Genomic DNA, 21,808 nt, shown 5'->3' on the forward strand with positions numbered 1-21,808 from the left:
AAATCAAGCACTATTGATTTGGAAAATTTCCTTTGAACCTGTAAGCATATGTCTATTTGTAAATTTTCTTCGATAAAACTATGTTCATATAATTAATAAAATGACCAAATACAATAATGAGTAGAACCAGAATATTTATTCAAACATCACTTTTACTTCTGTTCGTCTGTTCTTACTTCTACCTTCTGTATTTTCATTAGATGCAATTGGGTAATTCTCCCCATATCCTTTGGCATAGACACGAACCGGATCTACTCCTTTACCTAATAAATAATCTCTTATAGCATTTGCTCTTCTTTGAGATAACCTTAGATTATCTGCATCATCTCCAACATTATCTGTATATCCAGCAATCTCAGCAACAAACATTGGATTTGTAACAAATGTATTGGCCAATGAATCTAACGAAGGTTGTGATTCACTCTTTATATCCCATTTATTAGGATCAAAATAAATATGCTCAAGTTTATAGGTCCGTCTGAAATCCATAGTAAAGGTCATCATATAATTCTGAACAATTTCCAGAGGGCCTTTAGCATTGGGCACTTGAGATGTAAAATCATATTCAAAGCCCATTTTTGTTACTTTAACATTATATTTCTTTCCTTTGGGTACAATGAGTGTAAACTTTCCATCTTCATCTGTTAGTCCCTTTTTATTGTAAGTTTTATCTTCACTTTTAATTGTATAGACAATATTTTTTTCCGGTATTTTATTCTTATCTGTAACAATTCCTATTAAAACCGCTTCTGTCTCCTTAGCATTAAGATTGTTCACAAGGTTCTGCGATTTTAAACCTGATGCTGTAATACATAATGATAAAATGATATAAAATGCGTTTTTCATAATCGAAGTAATGCTTTACCTATATATATAATTATAACATACATATAGCACATCGACACTATACGACAATTCCTTAACGATGTTTTCAAGGGGTGTCCGAAAAAATCTACAGGAAGAAATTTTACTTCATAAAAATTCCATCTCTGCCCTTGAAATATTAATGAACAATATATTTTATCGTCAAAAAAATATTTTTAAACAGACACAGTTACTTTCCCTCAAATATTTTGAAACTATTTTAAGTTGTATCCTTTTACTTAAATATCCGTATTGCAGAAATACTAATAGAGATAGCAAATGTATCCAGGTACATTTGATGGATAAATATTAAATCTTAAGAAAAATATCTAACCAAGTAAGATAAAAATCAAAAAAAGGGACAATAAAATGTCCCATGTTAAAGTAATGAAAAAGTGACAAAAGTCTGTTGTTCTAATTTACTTTCCATCATTTAGCGATAGAATTTCTTTAAGATCCTCTGGAATTTCCATGGGTTTAAGAGGAGGAACATTAGAACCACCAGTATTGCCAACAGGAATTTTCCCTACAAAAGATTTTACGCCACCTACAAGCAAACGTGGAAGTTGCCCCATTACTTCTCTGCTACTTTTTATCCTGATTCCGAACTTCAACATCAACCAATGTGCATATGAATGCTCTACAGGATAAGCCTGACCAAGTATGTGAGCTCTTTCTAAATGTCGCCATGCAACCTGAAGCTCTCCGGCAGTGGAAGCCTTTCGATATAAGGTTATTTCTTTATCAAAATAGACCTTTAGTTTCTGAGGAATTTTAAAGTAAAGTTTCATGACAAAATTTTTTTATAGAATTCAATTAATTAGATAAATAGATTTTAATACTCAAATTAAAAACCAATCTTACATAGCTGACATATTATGCCCATCCATATTTCCTCCACCCTTTTTCAGGATATGTTCACTTTGTAAAAGATAAGATCCGGAGATTACAATGGTGTCCCCTTCATTTAATCCATGAAGTATAGAAGCTCTATCTCCTGATATCTCTCCCAGATGTACCATTTTTGATTCATAAACTCCACCTTTTTTAACCCATACCATTGAGCCTTTACTATCCCTCAAAACAGCGTTAGACGGAACCATAAGTACTTTTTCATTTGCTTGATGCCAATAAATATTGGCTTGCATTCCTGGCTGTACATTTGGGAAATCTGGTACTATAAGAATTCTTACAATAGTTATTGAAGAATTAGAAGAAACCTGAGGCAACACTTCAATAACTTTTCCTTCTATCCTATGATCATGTGTACCCTCTATAGTTACATCAACTAAACTTCCTTTTCTTATCTTTGCAGTTTCAGTAGAATAAAATTCCGCATCAACCCAAAGGGTTTTATAAGTAGTAAGTTCAATCAAGGGACTTCCTTCCATTACAATAGCGCCTTCTGTAATATTAATTTTATTTATATATCCAGAAGATGGACTTTCAATCGGAAATGGTATAGAAGGTTTAGTTTGTTTTTTTACCTTCTCAATTTGTGCTTTAGAAATCCCCCATAATTCCAGCTTCTTAATAGCTGCTTCCATAATAGCTTGCATGGCTAAATCATTAGGATTATCCTGAAACTTTTTGTTAGCATTTATTAACTCACTTTGAGTAGAAGCCAGCATTTCAGAATAAATTTTATAAACTATGTCTCCTTTTTTAATATATGCACCATTTGTCTTGAAGTTCAGTTGATCAATTCTTCCATCCATTCTGGCATTGATGAAAATAGTATTGTTTTCGTTTTCTTTAACAACTCCATTGGCATAAACTTTACTGTCAATATAATCATATCCAACGCGCAAAGTCTTGATGTTTGCCAACCTCTCCTGTTGCTCACTTAGTTTTATACCTTTAGAATTGCTTATTTTAATAGGAGTTAGTTCCATCTTACATATGGGACACTTACCTGGCTTCTTCTCCAACACTTGTGGATCCATTGAACAAGTATAATATAGAGAATCATTATCCGAATGATCTGCTTGTTTTGTTTTACTTTCACAGGAAAATAAAATCATTACTATGAATAATATTGAAATATAGTTTATCATTATTGTTTAACTTTTATAAATGCCTCACTATCTATAAAATAAGATGCCACAGGTGCAATACTATCATTTTCTGATATTCCTGAAAGTACTTCAGTCCATTCATTCATTGTAATTCCAGTAAGAACTTCTTTTGCAATATATCCAACTTCTTGTTTTACAAATACAGCCGATCGAGACTTACCTAGATGTATAACAGATAAATTAGGAATCCAAAGCTTTTGAGCTTGATCACTTTTAACAGTGATATTTCCTTCAATAAGCGTACCTATAGTTAGGTTATTACTATTGGTGCAATTTAGGTATACTCTTACTGAGTAAAAATCATTACTTCCATCAAATGACTTTTCTATAAAATCAATTTTACCTTCATAGATCTTGTTATTTATATTCACCTCTACTTTCTCTCCTTTTTGGATAAGAGTTATGTCATTAGGGTAAATTTTAAACATCGCCCATATATCTTTTTCATTGGCAATAGTAAAGAGCAAATCACCTTTTTTAATATAATTACCTTTCTTTAATAAAAGCTCCGCTTCCTTAAGACTATTATCCATAGCGCTTGAACCTGATTCAGACGGCCATTCCAATCCATGACTGGCAATCTCACTTGCCAGAGCTAAAAAGTGTATATGTCCTTCGTAAGGAGAATATATCGGAACAGTAGCATTTACTTTTCCACTCCTTTCAATTTTCTTAATAGAAGACTCTGTCATCCCTAGATTAATGAGCTTTTGATATAAAGCGTTAATAGTACTCTGTTCAGCATCTGACGATGATTTATAAACAAGCAAATACTCATCTTGCGCAATTTGTAACTCAGGACTATAAATATCCATAAGCTGTTGTCCTTTACTAATCCTTTCAAAATTAAACTTTACATAGAGCTTTTCTATTCTTCCGGAAACACGAGCTGAAATGCTTTTGGTCTTATTCGGATTATATGTCAAATAACCCTGAGCTTTAATATGACTCTTTCCTTTATTGAATGATGGAGCAACAGGTATAAGAGAAGAAATAACAATTTGATTCGTAGGTTCGGTAAGATAACTTAAAGAATCTACTGCCTCAGTCATAAGTTCGAGGTCCATTCCACATTTAGGGCAAGTACCTGGTTTATCCGATACAACTTCAGGATGCATAGGACAATAATACTTATGGTCAGAATGTATTGTATCATATTTTGTTTCATGGTCTATATGTTTATCAGATTTTGATTTGCATGAAGCAATAAGTAAAACCGATAACATTAAGATTACTATATTAAAATAATTGTAATTGCTTCTCATATTCAGCCTGCAAAAGCAGTAGTTTTAACGTTATGTCTTCATATTGAATTTTAGCCATCTGAAAATTCATTTGCGCATCAAGTGCCACAAAAAGTTCTCCCGTATTTTGAGAGTAAGACAGCATTGCCAGATCATATGATTTCTTTAAAGATGGTAAGATCATTGTCTTATATAATTCCATCTGATATTTGGCAGAAGAAATTTCACTTTTCAATCCATATATCATACCAACTGATTCATTCATGATGGCTTGTTTCTGACTATAATAGGCCTTTAATTGGTAATTATATGCTAATACATTGGATCGATACATCTTCGATGACCATGGAGCAAAAGGAATACTCATCATACCCATAAGAGTAAACTGATTAGGATTTTCTCCAAAGGCAAACATGTGGCCAAATTCTATCCCAAAATCAGGACGAGATTTGTAGCGTTCCACTTTTTGCTTTAAGAAAGTAGCTTGTATATTTTTATCCAGCACTAGTAAATCACTTCGATTAAATTTTAGAGAAGCTGTATCAATAGCATACTTTTCATAGTCTTTTATCACAAGTTGAGAATCAACATGAAAAAGTTCCTCTCCTTTTCTATTCATTAGAGAGTGGAGATAATACAGCTTTTGTTTTCTTTCATTCTCCATCATGATCCTTTCATTCTGTAACTGGGCTTTTTGAGACCTGGCTTTATAAATACTCGAAAGCATTTCCTGATTATAAGCTATCTTACTTTCACCAAAAGTTATCATAGTTTCCAAAGTGTGCTCCGCATCCTTCAGAATATCTATTTTTCGATCAATGATTTGTATTTCATTAAATAGCTTTTTCGCATCATATAGCAACTTGTTGGCGGTTGTATTTCCAGATTCGGTCTCTATTGAAGAAACACTTCGTAAATATTCCCGATTGGCATTCAATCTTGCAGGATTGGGAATCATTTGTTTTCCTTGAATCATAAAATTCCCCATACCGGGCATCTTGGCATTCATCCCATTAAAAGTTTCAACCTGGGGACGCCAATAAGAAGTCTTATAAGGTGTCATAAAAAAGCCTGCACCTATCTGAGGTGCCTCCCAAGCCTTTGCTCCTTCTGCCATAGCATCCATTGACTTTGCTTGTTGTCTGTACATTTCCAGCTCCGGATTATCGAATAAGATGGACTTCTTAACAATATCAAAGTTGAGCACTTGCGCTGATGCATTAAAATACAGCAAGGCTAAAATTAAGGAGAATATATATTTATTCTTTAACATCGAGCAATTCAATTTTACCGTTTTTATTCAATTCGTGTTCTTTCATCATTTCGAATACAATTGGCGTCACCAGCAATACATAAATTACAGAAGAGATAGTCCCTCCGATGAGAGGCACAGTAATGGGTAGCATTACATCACTTCCAACTCCGGTCGCCCATAGAATTGGCACAAGACCAAACAAAGAAACTGAGACTGTCATAAGTTTAGGTCTTAACCTTTTAGCAGCACCTCTGATTACATATTCGCGTAGATCTTCATTTTTAATTAGTCCTCTTGAATTTCCCTTTTCCTCAACCAAGTGCTGCATAGCCTCATTCAGATAAATAACCATTAGCATCGCTGTTTCAATAGCCATTCCAAATAAAGCTATGAAACCCACTGCGACGGCTACCGAAAGATTGATCCCATAGAAATATACCATAAATACACCACCGACCAGTGCAAATGGAACAGTGATCATTGTAGCCATAGCTTCTTTAGCTGATTTGTAAGTATAGTACAAAACCATAAAGATGATGAAAATAACTATGGGCATAATCAGCTTTAAAGTTCTGTTGGCATGAATCTGATTTTCCCATTGGCCACTCCACTCTATAAAATAACCTTGTGGCATTTGAGCAATCATAGTATTAAGCTTTTCTTGTGTTTCTTGTACTGTACTTCCCAGGTCACGCTCTCGTACGTTAAATAGTACAGTTCCACGCAACATTGCATTTTCTGAATTGATCATCGGAGGACCTTCAGAGATTCTAATATTGGCAACATCAGAAAGAAGTATAGTTCCAAACTGCATTGTTTGTACAGGAAGACGTTTAATATCTTCAAGACTTTCACGATATGCCTGCGCTACTCTGGCGTTGACTGAAAATCTTTGTCTGCCTTCAAATGTATTAGTAAGGTTCATTCCTCCCAATGCGCTTTCTACCACCATATTTACATCATCCGTGGTAAGTCCATACCTTCCGATTGCTTCTTTATTTACCTCTATATCAATATATCTTCCTCCAACAATTGGCTCTACATACAGATCCTTTACCCCATCCACATCCTTTAATGATTCCTTTATCTTATTTGATAAAGTATAGATAGAATCAATATTTTGTCCATAGACTTTAATACCAACGTCAGTTCTGATGCCAGTAGACAACATATTGATCCTGTTAATAATAGGCTGCGTCCAACCATTAGTAATACCAGGAATCTGTAATTTTGCATTTAATTCATTAAGAATATCAGTCTTCGTAATTCCCTGTCTCCACTCATATTTTGGTTTTAGAAGAATGATAGTTTCAATCATGCTTATTGGAGAATTATCAGTGGCAGTAGAAGCTCTGCCAGCCTTTCCCAGCACGTGCGTTACTTCCGGAACTGTTTTAATTAATTTATCCTGAATCTGCAATATTCGCTTTGCTTCTGAATTAGATACATCCGGTAAGGTTACCGGCATAAATAATAAGGATCCCTCATCTAAAGGTGGCATGAACTCTGAGCCTAAGCGTGAAAGCATGATTCCACCTGAAATCAATAAGATTATATTAATGGCAATAGTCGTTTTCCTCCAATGCAAACAACATGTTAAAATCGGTGTATATATTTTTTCAAGTGTATGTGTAATCGGATTCTGACTTTCGGGCTTTAATCGACCTTTGAGAAAAAAGGATATAAGCACTGGTGTTAAAGTTATGGCAAGAAATGCATCTACCAAAAGAATAAATGTCTTTGTCCATGCCAATGGATGAAATAGTTTACCTTCCATCCCTGTGAGAAGAAAAACAGGTAGAAAGGAAGTGATCACCACAATGGTAGAAAAGAATACCCCAGGTCCAACTTGCTTTGATGAAGCACTGATGATTTCCATCCGCTCATCTAGTTTAAGTGGATCAGTATTTCGTTTAAACAATTTTTGAAATATATTTTTCATTTATTTTTCAATGATTAATTCATGATATGAATACACCTAGATGTTTCAATCATTGTAGTTAGACTCTTTTTTCATGTTCAACAGAAATATGTCTGTATGCATTTTCAACCATAACAATTCCATCATCCACCACTACACCTATTGCCAATGCAATACCAGTTAAAGACATAATGTTGGATGATATGCCAAATGTTTCTAGCAGAATAAATCCTACAGCTACAGATATTGGTAATTGTATAATAATGATTAATGCACTTCTCCAATTGAACAAGAACAAAATTACGATGATAGATACTGTAATCATTTCTTCATAAAGCGTTCCTCTTACAGAATCAATTGCTTCTTCTATAAGTGTACTTCTATCATATGATACCTTAAACTTCACACCTGCAGGCAATCCTTTTTCAACTTCCTTTATTTTTGCCTTTACATCTTTAATTACCTGATCTGCATTTTCACCGTATCTCATCACTACAATTCCACCGACAACTTCTCCGGTTCCATCCATATCAAATATGCCAAGTCGAAGATCTCCACCCATTTGTACACTTCCTATATCTTTAATTCTAACAGGTATTGAATTTCTCATACTGACAGGCATGTTTTCTATCTCCTTTATGTTCTTAATATACCCCAAACCTCTTATAATGTAGGACATATCGGTCATTTCGAATTTTCGCCCCCCGACATCATTATTATTGGCTTTTACAGTTTTTAGCACATCCATCAGTTGAAGGTTATAATAAGTAAGTTTATGAGGATCAATCACGATCTGATATTGTTTTTGAAATCCTCCGAATGAGGCGACCTCTGCGACACCCTGTACATTTTGTAAGGCAAACTTTATATACCAATCCTGCAAGGCTCTCTGCTCTCCTAAATCCATATTCGGAGCATCCAGATGATACCAGAAAATGTGTCCCACTCCTGTTCCATCAGGACCTAAAGAAGGCGATACGTCATTGGGTAATAGCTTCTGTGCGTAGTTCAGACGCTCCAGTACTCTAGTCCTTGCCCAGTATATATCTGTATTATCTTCGAATATCACATACACGAAACTCATCCCAAACATAGAAGAACCCCGAATATTTTTTACTTTAGGAATTCCCTGCAGATTAGAAACAAGTGGATAAGTCACTTGATCTTCGATCACCTGTGGGCTACGTCCCATCCACTCTGTAAAAACTATCACCTGATTCTCGGACAAATCCGGGATAGCATCAATCGGGTTCTTTTGTATAGAGTATATTCCCCATGCAAATAGCCCGGCTGCAATGAATAGAACAGTCCATCTGTTTTTAAGCGATATTTCTATTATTCTTTCTACCATAATTTTAGGCCTGCCACATATGTGACAGGCTTTATGCTTTACATTTTGTTCCGATTACTTTTTTCTATCATACTGGCAGCATCCAGGAAGCTTTTTATATGTTACTTCATTGGCTTTAACTTTTTCAGTATCATGTCCTGCTTCAGCTATCAGCTGATGAACTTTATCTAAAGTAATTATATGAGGATCGTATACTACTTTAATCATTTTAGTTTTCACATTCCAGTCTGCACTAACAATGGCCGAGTTTCCTTTTAATGAAGACTCTATTCTCTTTTTACACATTTCACAATTACCATACACTTTGAATGTTACAGTCTCATTATGCAATGGATTAGCAGATGTATTGGCTGAGAATAATGTAACTAATATGGCACAAATCAATGCGAAGATTCCTTTTGTAGATTTCATATATATTTTGAGTTTATAGTATTATTAATTTTTATTCTTTCGAATAATTCTTCGAAAGATGCATGGGAATTATTATGTTCTTGTATAATAAGGAGTATCATCTAATGTTTGACACCGCTAATACACAAAATAACAAGACACCTTCAAATGCTGCAAATGCAAACATTTAAATTAAGATTGATTAAATTTGATATGCTAGATTAGAAGATAGCACAGTAGTATTCCTATTCACTGTAGGAATACTACCAATGAGGAAAATAAAAAATATTTAAATTATAAGGGAGCGTATCTGTATGTATATAGGCGTCTTAGGTGGCCCATTTTTATAAGAGCAAAACCTTACAGAACTTGAATTTTCAAATGAAAATAGAGGCTGTACTGCACTAATGTATGAAGGTAATATAGCAATGAAATTGGAATAATCAGGAAAGACAAAATTGCTTTTGCTATGTATTTGTGAGTCATCCAATGAAAAGTTGAATTGATTATCCTTGCAACATTCTTTTGCTACTTTAATACTACACTGACCACAACCTTTGTTCTTGGGTGTAAAAAATGAAATCGAAGCTAATTTGCCAGCACAATAATGAGTATACACTGAAAGTCCTGTACTAAAGACCATGTACAACATTAAAATAAATATGGTGGCAATTCTTTTCATTTGTACAAATATGAGTTTTTTTCCTCTGATGTTATTACACATTTATGGGTAAGAGTTACAAAATTTTGACTCACTTTAAAACAATCGGAGCAGCGGTTTGAAATTCCTTTCTATGTATATCAGATTAAATCAATAACTTAAACATTTCAATTTGAATATTTTAGATTGCTTCTTTTTCAAGCTTATATTAATCCTAACCCCATAAAGTCTTGTTCTATCGGATTCATGAGAAAAAAATCTATATTAGTTATAACATATGAGAAAAGTTGTCATCATTTTATTACTAGCACTTACTATACAATGGAAAAGTACAGTTGCTCAATGCACTACTGATGCATTTGGAATTATACAAATATATCCGACCAAAGCCGGGACAGTTGAATGGAACTCTGTCCATTGGAATAATGGAATTCCAAGAACAATCAAATATGCAGTAGACTCTTATGACCCGACCGGATGGACTGAAGACCATAGTGGAAGTACAAATGGATTCAAAATAGATGGAAACGGAATTATGAACATGTCCGGAGGAAGCCCACGATTTCATGTCAATTCCTTAGTAAATAAAAAAGTACCTGCACAGCAATTTCTAAATACTGAATTTACAGCTTATTACCGAAGGATTGGAAATACGGGGCCTGCTTACGGAGGCATGGTAGTAGGTGCAAGAAGCGGTCCTCTTGGACATGCATCTCAAGGTGGAAATGACTGCGATGCTACGACGTATTACGCCCGATTCAGGCACGACGGCAAATGGGACTTTGAGAAAGAGCTTAAACATCCCACAAGTGATTATTGGTCAGGATCTGGCTTCCACAAACAAGATCCTCTCTGGAAAGGTCTGGCGATGCCTGAAAACAAATGGATAGGAATGAAATACGTTGTCTATAATATTGAAAATAATTCAAAAGTAAAATTAGAATTGTATATAGATACATTATCAGATGGAAATCCTGTCAATGGAGGTATTTGGGAAAAAGTCGGTGAATTAACAGATGAAGGCAATTGGCCTGCCGCCCCTTTTAATATCACAGGATGCATTTATAGTGATCCAAAAACCCTTATACTGGAAGGACATGGTACTTTTCTTTTAAGGACAGATGGTGATCAGGCTGAATACAAAATGGTCAGCATCAGAGAAATTATTCCAGGAGAAAAATCCATTAATGAGTGTGTCGCTTCGATAAACAGGAATCCACAAAATGATATCAGATTTTATTTTGACAACATCATGAAAAGGCAAATAATTGAAGCTGATGGCTTTTTTTCGTATCAAATACATGACATGATGGGAAATAATATCCTAAGCGGAAACTGTGAAAATTCCTGTGTTGTCAGCAGTGATGTGCCTTCAGGCATATATATTATAAGCTTCCAGACAGCATCAACCCTAAAACAACTGAAGTTCAATAACAATCACTAAGAATCCATAACTTAATAATTTAACAAATTAATGCCAAGGTTGAAAACTTTATTTTGTTATTTACCCTTCCCACATTAATTTGGCCCTCTGATCCGGCAAAGAATTTATATACAAGCTAAAAAATCGGATCCGGCTATAATATGATGAATCAGAAACCTGGCATTTTCTTTTTATTTTTATCATTCTTAGTTTACTCATTTTCAAGCATTGCCCAACCCAATGAAAAGTACAATGCTGCCGAGATACAACAAGCCATTAAGAAGCTGAATGTATTGGGAAGTGTGTTATATATTGCCGCACACCCGGATGATGAGAATACAAGGCTTATTACTTACTTTACTAAAGACAAGTTATATAATACCGGGTACCTTTCCCTTACCCGTGGTGATGGAGGTCAGAACCTTATAGGCTCTGAGTTGAATGAACAGCTGGGCGTGATAAGAACTCAGGAGCTTCAGGAAGCAAGAAGAATAGACGGAGGAAAGCAGTTTTTCTCAAGAGCCAAAGATTTTGGTTTCTCCAAAAACCCTGATGAAACCTTTATGATCTGGGATAGAGAAAAAGTCTTTGCTGATATGGTATGGGTAATCAGAAAATTCAGACCGGATGTATTGATAACCCGCTTCAATACCGAGCCGGGGAAAACTCATGGACACCATACAGCCTCTGCGATCCTTGCCTCTGAAGCATTTGAAGCTGCAGGTGATCCTACTAAATTTCCTGAACAGTTGAAGTATGTTCAGGTATGGCAACCTAAGCGTTTATTATGGAATACCAACTGGTGGTTTTATGGAAGTGAAAAAGACTTTAAGACAGAAGGACTTCTTAAAATAGATGTAGGCACTTTTAATCCTGCATTAGGACAGTCATATACAGAAATAGCAGCTGCCAGCAGAAGCATGCATAAAAGTCAGGGCTTTGGAACCAGTGGCACCAGAGGGACTTCTATAGAATATCTTCAACATACAAAAGGACCGAAACCAAATGCTGATATATTTGAAGATATCGATGTTTCTTGGAATAGAATTGAGGGCGGTGCAAAGATTGGGGAATTACTTAATAAGATCTATTCTGGGTTTAACACCACTAACCCTTCAGCCTCAGTAGGTCCCTTACTTGAAGTCAGAACACTTATCAAAGCTCTGCCAGACAGCTATTGGAAAGAAATAAAACTTCAGGAAATAGAAGATGTTATCAAAACCTCTCTTGGACTGTGGACTGAAGTAATCGCTTCTGATTACAGCGCTGTTCCAGGACAAGAAATAAAAACGAATGTTGAAATAGTGAATCGTTCTTCTATTCCTGTCGAAATAAAAAAGATTTCTTTTTCGATCAATAAAGACAGTAGCTTTACAACTTCATTAAAAGATAATATTCCTTTAACATTTTCCACACAGGTAAAAATCCCTTCAAATAGTCCTTACTCACAGCCCTACTGGCTGGTACAGAGAGGAAGTAAAGGAATGTTTGAGGTAAACGATCAGCAGCTGATTGGCAAGCCTGAAAACGATCCTGCTATAGAGACTACATTCGACTTTGTGATAAATGGACAAAGTATTCGTTATACAACACCTGTAGTATATAAAAAAGCGGATCCGGCCAAGGGCGAGCAATACAGACCACTGGAAATAATTCCACCTTTGTTTGTAAACCTCTCAGAGCGACTGCTGGTCTTCGGAGATAATAGTCCGAAAGAACTGGAGGTAAGGTTAAAGTCCGGGATTGATAATATCTCAGGAAAATTAATGATTGAAATACCTAAGAGCTGGAAAGCAGAACCTTCCATACAAGACTTTTCTATTAAAGGTAAAGGAAATGAGGATGGGTATAAGTTTAAAGTATTTCCTTCTGCAGATGCTATGACGGGAATATTAAAAGTGTTTGCAATTTCAGGAAAAGATACCCTTCAGAATGGTAATATTAACATCAAATACGACCATATCAAACCACAATTGCTGTTACCAGAATCCAATGCAAAGATTGTGAAGCTTGACTTAAAAACTCTAGGAAAAAATATTGGCTATTTGCCAGGTGCCGGTGATGACATTCCAGCATCATTAAGTCAAATTGGATACAAAGTCACTGTTCTCAAAGAAGATGCTATCACCCCGGCTCTCCTTTCTTCTTTTGATGCAGTGGTAATAGGTATCAGAGCCTACAATACAAGAGAAAAGTTAAGATACATCAATCCGTTGTTGTTGAACTATGTAAAGAACGGAGGAACTCTTGTGGTGCAATACAATACAATGCCATCGAGATTCGGAGATGGGAAAATGGTAACTGATTCTATAGGGCCATATCCTTTTAAACTGTCTAATGACAGGGTTACTATGGAAGATGCACCTGTTAAGTTCTTAGTACCTGAACATCCCGTTTTAAACACACCTAATAAGATCACAGATAAAGATTTTGAAAACTGGGTACAGGAAAGAGGGCTATATTTCCCTAATGAATGGAGTAAAGAGTATCAGGCCCTCCTATCTTGCCATGACATTGGTGAAACACCCAAAGACGGAGGACTTCTCTATGCCAAATACGGCAAAGGAACCTATATTTACACCAGTTATTCATGGTTCAGACAGCTTCCTGCGGGAGTTCCGGGAGCATACAGAATATTTGTTAATTTATTGTCTTCTGGCAACGAAGGAAAAAAGAAAAAAAATGGCAAATGATGATCAGCCTCCTTTCTTTAAAAGCTGGAAAGCAATGTACTGGTTTGTATTGCTCAATCTTGCTTTTACAATCCTGCTGTTCTACATTTTAACAATTTACTTTAAATGAGTATTACAGACTGGATCGTCCTTTGCGGTACGCTCACGTTTATTATCGGTTATGGTATTTGGAAAACAAGAGGAAGTAAGAATATAGAAGACTTCCTTCTTTCCAAGACTATGCCCTGGTACACCATCTGCCTTTCTATTATGGCTACACAGGCTAGTGCCATTACGTTTTTGTCAACGCCAGGGCAAGCCTTTGATGATGGCATGCGCTTTATACAGTTTTACTTCGGACTGCCAATTGCAATGGTCATTATTGCTATTACTGCAGTTCCGCTGTATGCCAAGATGAATGTATATACTGCTTATGAATATCTGGAAGGAAGATTTGACTTTAAAACAAGAACGCTAGCTGCTCTTTTATTCCTTATCCAAAGAGGCGTAAGCACAGGAATTACCATCTACGCACCTTCTATCATTTTATCTACCATCCTTGGATGGAATTTAAACGTTACTAATATCATCATAGGAAGCCTGGTAATATTATATACAGTTACCGGAGGAACCAAGGCTGTCAGTGTAACCCAGCAACAGCAGATGGCAGTGATGATGGGAGGAATCATACTTGCTGGTATTGTTATCATTTACAAACTTCCCTCAGATATCTCCTTGTTTGAATCTGTGCAGGTTGCAGGAAAACTGGGAAAGATGAATTTGGTAGACTTTAACTTTCAGCCAAATGACAGATACAATTTCTGGTCTGGTATTACTGGCGGAATGTTTCTTTCCCTATCTTATTTTGGAACAGATCAATCACAGGTAGGACGTTATCTTTCAGGTAAATCAATCACTGAGAGTCGTATGGGTTTATTATTCAACGGACTGTTAAAGATACCAATGCAGTTCATTATATTGTTTATAGGCGTTCTCCTATTTGTCTTCTATCAGTTTCATCAGGCACCTGTATTTTTCAACAAAACCGAACTGGCAAATGCTCAGAAATCTGTTTATGCAGGTGAATTAAAAACACTTGAAAACAAATATGATCAGAGTTTTATACGGAAAAAAGATGAGGTAAATACACTTGTTACAGCGCTCAAAGCTAAAGACCAGCAAGCAATTGATAACAGTCAGACCAAATTACTTGAAATTAAAAAAGAAGAACAGGCCATCCGTAATGATGTAAAAAAAGTGATTCTTCAGGCATCTCCTGATACTGAGGTAAAGGACGTTGATTTTGTTTTTATCACTTTTATTATGACCCAGATGCCCCATGGGCTGGTTGGATTACTTATAGCTGTGATACTGTGTGCTGCCATGTCTTCCACGGCCTCTGCCTTGAATGCACTTGCATCCACTACTTGTGTGGATATTTACAAGCGTTCAATAAATCCGCAAGCATCAGAACGTCATTATCTGAAAGCATCAAGAGCACTTACTATCGTATGGGGATTGCTTACAATCTTGTTTGCGCTGTTTGCATCTAAACAAGACAACCTGATACAGGCTGTTAATATTCTGGGAAGTTTATTTTATGGGACTATTCTTGGAATCTTTTTATGCGCCTTTTACTTTAAGTATATAAAGTCTAATGCTGTATTTATAGCAGCTATAATAGCACAGGTCTCTATATTCTTCCTATATTTCTATTCAGACATTGCTTTTTTATGGTACAATCTTATCGGGCCAGTCATTGTAATTGCTATGGGATATGCATTGCAATTAATTTTATCTGAAAAAGAACAAACAAAAATTTAGAACAAAAAAAAGAGAGTCGATGCATCAACACCGACTCTCAAAATTAATTAAACACTATTTACGAATATTATTTTTTGCCTTTGCACTCAGAGATTAGCTTCTCATTCATCTTCACATAGTCATCATTTTTAGCAGCCTTAGCAGCTTCAAGTGATTTCGTTGCAGTTTCTGTGGCACCTTTACAGTCATTAAGTTTCACTTGAATTTTTGCTTTCAAATGAAGGATATAGAATGCAGGATTCTTTTCTACTGCTTTATTGATCCACTCTAGAGCTTGTTTCATATCTCTGTTGGTATCATAGTAATAACCAGCAGCCTGAAAGTAAGTAAATACATTTTCAGTCTTAATTTTGATATCGGTCATTACTTTAGCATCAACATCATTTTCAATTTTAAATTTGACGCTTGTAGTTTCCCAGCTAATTTGAATGTTCGCTGTAGTCATAGTTAAATCTGTAAAGTCAATTGTGAAAGATTCAACATGAGCACATGCCTTTTCAGATTTCACTTTGAATTTTGCAGCTGCTTCTGATTCTTTAAAATCGCCTGCCTGCACTTTTGTATTTTTACCGAATAATACCGTCCATTCAGAAGTTCCTGGGATAGTATAAAGAGCGTATTCTCCCGGAGCAAGTTTGATTCCCTCTACAGATACGGTATCTGAGAAACTTACTTTAGTAGGTTCGTTAGCCCCCGTTCTCCAGATTTTATCAAATGCTACTACGTCGCCGAATACTTTACGTCCTTTAGCACTTGGTCTTGAATAGATTACTGAAACATCAGCTAATCCAACTTTCTGAGTTACAGTAGAAAGAGGGCTTGGTTTCGGGGAGTTAATTTGTGCATAACAAATCGTCATGGCTGAAACAGCAAAGAAGAATAATGCTGATAATGAAAGTTTTTTCATGAATGTGTTGTAGATTATTTGGTGGACAAAATTTGTTGCCACGAATATACAGCTTGTCAATAAAAAACCAACCATTTTCTGATATCATTCAGGATAAAAATATAACTATCTATTCCTTAAATACTTTCCCCGAACCAGATACAGAAACATCTGTTACAGGATTTCCGATATAGCCCACCGCACCACTACCAGAGATATTGACTTTTAAAGTCTGTATTGCATTCACAGATATACTTCCAGACCCGTTAATTTTTGCATTTACCTTCTGGCTTTCTGTATTTTTTGCATTGATTCTTCCTGAACCATTTATCTCATGAGATGAATTATATGAGATACCGGATAATGTGATATTTCCAGAACCATCTATTTTACTTTTCAGATTTTCCCCATTGAAATTCAGAGAAATATTTCCGGATCCATTAATGGAAACGTCCATTTCATCACCGGTGAATTGCCCATCTCCGTTGACATTGCCTGAGCCATTAAGCCTGACCTTTCTCAATGAAGGTATAGATATGTAGACATCTACCTTACTTGATTTTCTCAAACACTCATCATCATCAATTTCTATTTCAAGAATACCGTTTTCGACTTCTGTATCAATTATAGGAAGGATATTGTCGTCAGCAGTAATAACCACCTTTTGAACAGAATCCTTTTTTATATGTACATCAAAGCTTCCGTTGATTTCAACACCATTAAATTGGGGTAAACTTCTTTCAATGCTGGCAATATCTCCAGAGCCTTTCTTGCATCTCCCGCATGATGCACTGAATTGTATAAATAATAAAATTATAAATAGTCGAAAAGTTAGTTTTATCAGTTTCATTTTGTTTCAATATAGTTTGTTGGTTTATATAGAAATTACAGAAATGGTACCTCTTTCCGCGCATTCTGATAGTAAGACAATCAATAATAAAACTCCCCCTATTTCTAATAAAAATATTTTTTAAAAAGTTATGGTTACCCTGAAAATGGCTTTACTGTATTCTTTTGAAACTCTCTTGGGGAAAGGCCAGTATGCTTTTTAAATACTCTGATAAAATAGGATACATCTTCATATCCCAATTGATCAGCAACATTTGCAACAGGTATATCATTATGAATCAGCAGGCGTTTTGCCTCCAGAATAATCCTTTCCACAATGAGATCACCGGTTGTTTTATTTAACACTTCTCTGCTCAGTCTGTTAAGATGCCTGGTGCTCATATTCATCAGGTCTGCATATTGCTGTGGCAACTTATGTTGGCGGAAATGTGCATCAATCAATCTCTGAAGATTTTTTATCTTGAAGTAATTGGTCGAGGTCTCTATATTTTCATCATGAGCATCTTTAATATATACCCTTGAAAGTTCTATATATAACAAGTCAATCAAAGAACCGAGCTTCTCGGTTTTGAATGAATTTAAGGAATTAAACTCATGATTAATCTCTTCAAATCTTGATCTTATTGAAGATATTTCATTTTTATCAAGATATACAACAGGATGATTTTGTTGCAGATAGAAAAATGGGAAATCCGTAATTTTTCTGTTTGTAAAAATACTGTCATAAAACTCCCTTGTATGAAAAAAGACAAAACCATCAGCCTGTTCGGAAAGCTTCCAGCAATGGACTTGCCCGGGATTTAGTAAAAATACACTACCAGGTTTCACAGGATAGCTTGAAAAGTCAATCTGATGCTCCCCCTTTCCTTTAGTAAACAGAATTGTGATATAAGTACTGTGAATATGTGGGGTATTGATAAACTGATGGCTTTTCAGGTGGTTAGGCAAATCATTGGAATAAAAGTAAATTTCATTGCCGCTCCTAGAGAACTCCCTTATTCCATAAACAGGTATTTTTTTCATCCTGAATAATAACTAAAATGTCCGGATAATCCTATTTATTGATACTTTTTGCTTCAATTTAAAGAACTTATGTCCATAAATTTGCATTAGAGATTCAGAACACTTACTACTATGGCACTTATTCATATATTAAAAGATCGTTGTCCTTATTGTCACGAAGGATTGATATTTAAAAACCCTAACCTTTTCAGTTATAGATCTGGAGAGATGAACAATGATTGTCCTCATTGCAAAGCAAGATTTATGAGAGAACCGGGATACTTCTGGGGCTCCATGTATGTAAGCTATGCATTGGGAACTGCTGAAGCCTTTATTACATATTTTATCTGCAGAATATTTGGCACTGGCATGTTTGACATGATTAATCTGGTTGCAATTATTCTTGCTATAATTTTATTATCACCATTCAACTTTAGATTTTCAAGAGTTGTATGGCTTTATTTATTTTCCGGAATTGACTGATAACAATTTGTTCTAATTGCTCCCTAAATAAGGTTGATTCTGGTATCTTTAACAGGGATTAAGCATTTAAAAAAAATATCAATATTAATTAAACAATTGAAGATATATTCAAGCGATTGATTATAATGATTAACAGGATTTCAAGGGCAAATGCTTAATTTTGTGTTAATACTTTGAGTCAACCTTGTTATGAATGCTATAAAAGAATATTTCGGAGACATCGATATCTATCTGTTTGATCAGTTGCTCAAGGGACGTTTTGATCACTGTAAAACCATTCTGGATGTAGGTTGTGGAGGTGGTAGAAACCTTGTTTATTTTTTAAAAAATGAATTTGATGTATATGGCATAGATCCCGATCCTTCAGCTATCCGAAGAGCGCAGGATCTTGCAACTTCATTGAACCCCAACTTATCTTCAGGTCAATTTATTAATGGCGTTGCTGAAAATCTTCCTTATTCAAAAGACTACTTCGATCTTGTTATATGCAGCGCAGTGCTCCATTTTGCTAAAGATCAAAATCATTTTGAGCAGATGTTAAGCTCTATTTGGAATGTACTAAAACCCGGAGGATACTTATTTACAAGACTTGCATCATCTATTGGTATTGAGCATCTGATTAAAGATAAAGGAAATGGAACATGGCTGCTGCCTGATGGTTCTGTAAGATACCTTGTTGATGAAGAAGCCCTTTTGAAATATACTTCAACACTAAATGGAATGCTTTTTGAGCCTGTTAAAACAACTAATGTCCAGAACCTACGCTGCATGACAACATGGTGTTTGCAAAAGATGTAGGACTGTTACTCTCTTGTTTTAGAAACCTTATTAAATAGAACCTTATCCAAATTATTTGGTTTCCAATTACGTGGCCTTTATAATTTATACTTTTAATACTTTATAAACTTATGCACCTTGTTTCCAACTTTAGCAAAGTATATACCTGGCTGTAATTCATTCCCAAATTCAAGCTCGGATATGTTCTTGAAAACTTTTATAGACTTTCCATCTGCATTATAAATCTCAAGATCTTGCGGTACACTCAATTTAACATGAAAGCTGTTCATACTAGGATTCGGATATAGCTCAAATATTTGCTTCTCGTTACTTACAGCTACATCGGTAACTACAGTCGTGCAAGAACCTTTACTAACATCTTTAGTCATATAATCAATCTGATCAAGATTAGGTAAACCATCTGCGGTAGCAGAAGTGAGTTCAAGCTCGTGTGTTCCTGCGCTAAGGTTTAATGTTAAGTGTACTGTTTTATAAGTAGTAAATGCTCCGGTACCAGGGAAACTAAGAATAGAGCCCAAGTCATAACCATCTAAATTAAGAGTTGCAAGTCTGTCGGCAATTCCACCATTAGCATATCTGAAACTTATTGTCATACTTCCGGAAGCAGATGCATTGATTGAAAAGGTAATACTTGTACCAATTGCATTGTCAATATTGATATATCCTGATCCTTTGTAACCTGCATTTTTGGTTTCAAACACGCCATCATACCTGCAAGCATCCACCTCGACTTCAGCCACAAATTCTGACCCGGCGACACAAGGTGTTAAACCTGTCATTGCTCCAGCGCAATTGCCGCAATCATCCAGTGAACCGAAAACGCATTGGTTGATCATTCCCAAGCTTGATAAAGGTATTCTCGTAAATTCCACATCTTCTTTATTAGTAGAATAGACAGCATAAAGATAGCCATTCCAGATGGTGGTTTTTGGATAACTATACCCTAACGTTTTAGCTGTTCCTGTATATTGCTGAGCTTGTAAATCACTCCCACCCTTTCTCATCACAAATGCTCTATCAAACAATTGCCCATCCTGACTTAAGGTTATGGCCAATGGCATTCTGTTTTTATTAGGAACAGGATTGTGCACCATATAAGCAGTGCCATCAGGCAAGTTACCAGAACTTTGTTTTGCCCTTGAATCCGGATTATCGGTAAGTACTGCTGTAGACCAGGTTTTCCCGTTGTCAATACTCTTAGCTGCTAATTTAAGATAAGTGCTCGTTTGATCTCTGAAAATCATCACTGCAGAGCCATTTCTTTGCCAGAACCAGCTAGGTTCTATTTCCCTTGTCACATCACCTGTATAAGGCATGTTGGTATATGTAGCTCTTTTCCATCCCCTAATACCCGACTGATCATCGGAATAAATGGGAGCTGCAATTAATCCTGGTTGAAAATGTCCTGCACAAATGATGCGCCCATTTGGTAAGGCATGCGGATCTTGTTCAATGATTCCCTTCATTAAAGTTCCATCAGACATCTTTACCTGCTTTATTGCAGACCATGTTAAACCATCTGTACTTATTGAGTAATATGCTAATCCACCTCTGGGAGAAAGCGATGTAGGCCAAACATTTACATAGGCTACAAGTGTATCGCCATTTACCCACCATCCGCCTGAGGTACAATAATAAGTACTAGTCGGTCCGGCTATTTTCATAGGAGTTGTCCAGTTTTTTCCGTCTTTGCTTCTGCTAAAAGCTACCCAGGTATCCGGTGAGTCTTCATTGGTATCAGAGCTTTGCCATTGGCAGTACAAATATCCTTTAAAGCCAACCATTACAACCCCATTACTATAGTGATCAGAAGTGGCAGCGGCTTTAAAAACAGTAATCCTTTCTGTGCCTATAGCCATTTGCAATCCAAGATCATTGCTTTTAGTTTGGTCATACAATCCTGCTTTTGTTGTAAATAGCTGAGCATAAGAATTTACCCCTGCAAACAAAAGCATTAACAAAACAATGATTAATATTTTATCAATGAAAATTGGCAATCTTGACTTCGCTGTATTTACAAGGCATGGAGAAATTAAGTACATACAAATATATAGATCTAATTTTATGAAGAATACCCTGGAGAAATCCGATAAGTAACATATACTTA

Annotated in this window: 18 protein-coding genes; 5 read left to right on the forward strand and 13 right to left on the reverse strand. The window is 35.6% G+C overall.

The annotated features are described in order from the left end of the window. Positions 1–135 precede the first annotated feature (135 nt). The 9 genes from K350_RS26905 to K350_RS33050 all read right to left on the reverse strand — a co-directional run bounded on the left by K350_RS26905 (position 136) and on the right by K350_RS33050 (position 9,827). A complete protein-coding gene (locus tag K350_RS26905) occupies positions 136–846 on the reverse strand; it encodes an OmpA family protein (RefSeq protein WP_028978364.1) in 711 nt (236 codons plus the stop codon). Between the two features lie 437 nt (positions 847–1,283). Then, positions 1,284–1,655: a DUF3703 domain-containing protein gene (locus K350_RS0101215; protein WP_028978365.1), complete on the reverse strand. Its 372-nt coding sequence runs from the start codon at positions 1,653–1,655 to the stop codon at positions 1,284–1,286. 69 nt (positions 1,656–1,724) lie between these two features. Further along, positions 1,725–2,921, reverse strand: a complete 1,197-nt coding sequence (locus K350_RS0101220; RefSeq protein ID WP_028978366.1) for an efflux RND transporter periplasmic adaptor subunit — start codon at positions 2,919–2,921, stop codon at positions 1,725–1,727. Beyond that, the gene (locus K350_RS0101225; RefSeq protein WP_162144109.1) at positions 2,921–4,168 is read right to left on the reverse strand and encodes a heavy metal-binding domain-containing protein; all 1,248 of its coding nucleotides are present in this window, start codon (positions 4,166–4,168) and stop codon (positions 2,921–2,923) included. The genes K350_RS0101220 and K350_RS0101225 overlap by 1 nt, the downstream gene beginning before the upstream one ends. A gap of 13 nt (positions 4,169–4,181) precedes the next feature. Continuing rightward, positions 4,182–5,459 (reverse strand): TolC family protein, encoded by a 1,278-nt coding sequence (locus tag K350_RS0101230; RefSeq protein WP_028978368.1) that lies wholly within the window; start codon positions 5,457–5,459, stop codon positions 4,182–4,184. Beyond that, on the reverse strand, positions 5,446–7,320 hold the full coding sequence (locus tag K350_RS0101235; RefSeq protein ID WP_245598398.1) for an efflux RND transporter permease subunit: 1,875 nt from the start codon (positions 7,318–7,320) through the stop codon (positions 5,446–5,448). Before K350_RS0101235 ends, K350_RS0101230 begins: the two co-directional genes overlap by 14 nt. Positions 7,321–7,441: 121 nt before the next feature. Further along, complete coding sequence (locus K350_RS0101240) at positions 7,442–8,713, reverse strand: efflux RND transporter permease subunit (RefSeq protein WP_028978370.1); 1,272 nt, start codon at positions 8,711–8,713, stop codon at positions 7,442–7,444. A gap of 54 nt (positions 8,714–8,767) precedes the next feature. After that, positions 8,768–9,124, reverse strand: coding sequence for a heavy-metal-associated domain-containing protein (locus tag K350_RS0101245; RefSeq protein ID WP_028978371.1), 357 nt, complete (start codon positions 9,122–9,124; stop codon positions 8,768–8,770). A gap of 268 nt (positions 9,125–9,392) precedes the next feature. Beyond that, on the reverse strand, positions 9,393–9,827 hold the full coding sequence (locus tag K350_RS33050; protein ID WP_028978372.1) for an HYC_CC_PP family protein: 435 nt from the start codon (positions 9,825–9,827) through the stop codon (positions 9,393–9,395). Positions 9,828–10,041: 214 nt separating this feature from the next. Between K350_RS33050 and K350_RS0101260 the strand changes: the two genes are divergently transcribed. From K350_RS0101260 to K350_RS0101275, 3 genes are all read left to right on the forward strand, one after another. Next, the gene (locus K350_RS0101260; RefSeq protein ID WP_028978373.1) at positions 10,042–11,208 is read left to right on the forward strand and encodes a hypothetical protein; all 1,167 of its coding nucleotides are present in this window, start codon (positions 10,042–10,044) and stop codon (positions 11,206–11,208) included. 140 nt (positions 11,209–11,348) lie between these two features. Next, positions 11,349–13,880: a PIG-L family deacetylase gene (locus K350_RS0101265; protein ID WP_245598399.1), complete on the forward strand. Its 2,532-nt coding sequence runs from the start codon at positions 11,349–11,351 to the stop codon at positions 13,878–13,880. Between the two features lie 105 nt (positions 13,881–13,985). After that, the gene (locus tag K350_RS0101275) at positions 13,986–15,683 is read left to right on the forward strand and encodes a sodium:solute symporter family protein (protein ID WP_028978375.1); all 1,698 of its coding nucleotides are present in this window, start codon (positions 13,986–13,988) and stop codon (positions 15,681–15,683) included. A 67-nt stretch (positions 15,684–15,750) separates the two neighbouring features. On the opposite strand, the gene K350_RS0101280 is transcribed toward K350_RS0101275, so the two are convergent. The 3 genes from K350_RS0101280 to K350_RS0101290 form a co-directional block, all read right to left on the reverse strand. Next, positions 15,751–16,590 (reverse strand): DUF2911 domain-containing protein, encoded by an 840-nt coding sequence (locus K350_RS0101280; protein WP_037573530.1) that lies wholly within the window; start codon positions 16,588–16,590, stop codon positions 15,751–15,753. 109 nt (positions 16,591–16,699) lie between these two features. Next, positions 16,700–17,419 (reverse strand): head GIN domain-containing protein, encoded by a 720-nt coding sequence (locus K350_RS0101285; RefSeq protein WP_028978377.1) that lies wholly within the window; start codon positions 17,417–17,419, stop codon positions 16,700–16,702. Positions 17,420–17,553: 134 nt separating this feature from the next. Further along, the gene (locus tag K350_RS0101290; protein WP_028978378.1) at positions 17,554–18,441 is read right to left on the reverse strand and encodes a helix-turn-helix domain-containing protein; all 888 of its coding nucleotides are present in this window, start codon (positions 18,439–18,441) and stop codon (positions 17,554–17,556) included. Between the two features lie 111 nt (positions 18,442–18,552). Between K350_RS0101290 and K350_RS0101295 the strand changes: the two genes are divergently transcribed. Together K350_RS0101295 and K350_RS0101300 are read left to right on the forward strand one after the other, a co-directional pair. Further along, positions 18,553–18,903: a hypothetical protein gene (locus K350_RS0101295; RefSeq protein WP_028978379.1), complete on the forward strand. Its 351-nt coding sequence runs from the start codon at positions 18,553–18,555 to the stop codon at positions 18,901–18,903. A gap of 189 nt (positions 18,904–19,092) precedes the next feature. Beyond that, a complete protein-coding gene (locus K350_RS0101300; RefSeq protein ID WP_028978380.1) occupies positions 19,093–19,701 on the forward strand; it encodes a class I SAM-dependent methyltransferase in 609 nt (202 codons plus the stop codon). 92 nt (positions 19,702–19,793) lie between these two features. Here K350_RS0101300 and K350_RS31860 read toward each other — a convergent pair whose 3' ends face one another. Then, positions 19,794–21,743, reverse strand: coding sequence for an exo-alpha-sialidase (locus tag K350_RS31860; protein WP_081670841.1), 1,950 nt, complete (start codon positions 21,741–21,743; stop codon positions 19,794–19,796). Positions 21,744–21,808: the final 65 nt, after the last annotated feature.

Source organism: Sporocytophaga myxococcoides DSM 11118, assembly GCF_000426725.1.
GTDB classification, from domain to species: domain Bacteria; phylum Bacteroidota; class Bacteroidia; order Cytophagales; family Cytophagaceae; genus Sporocytophaga; species Sporocytophaga myxococcoides.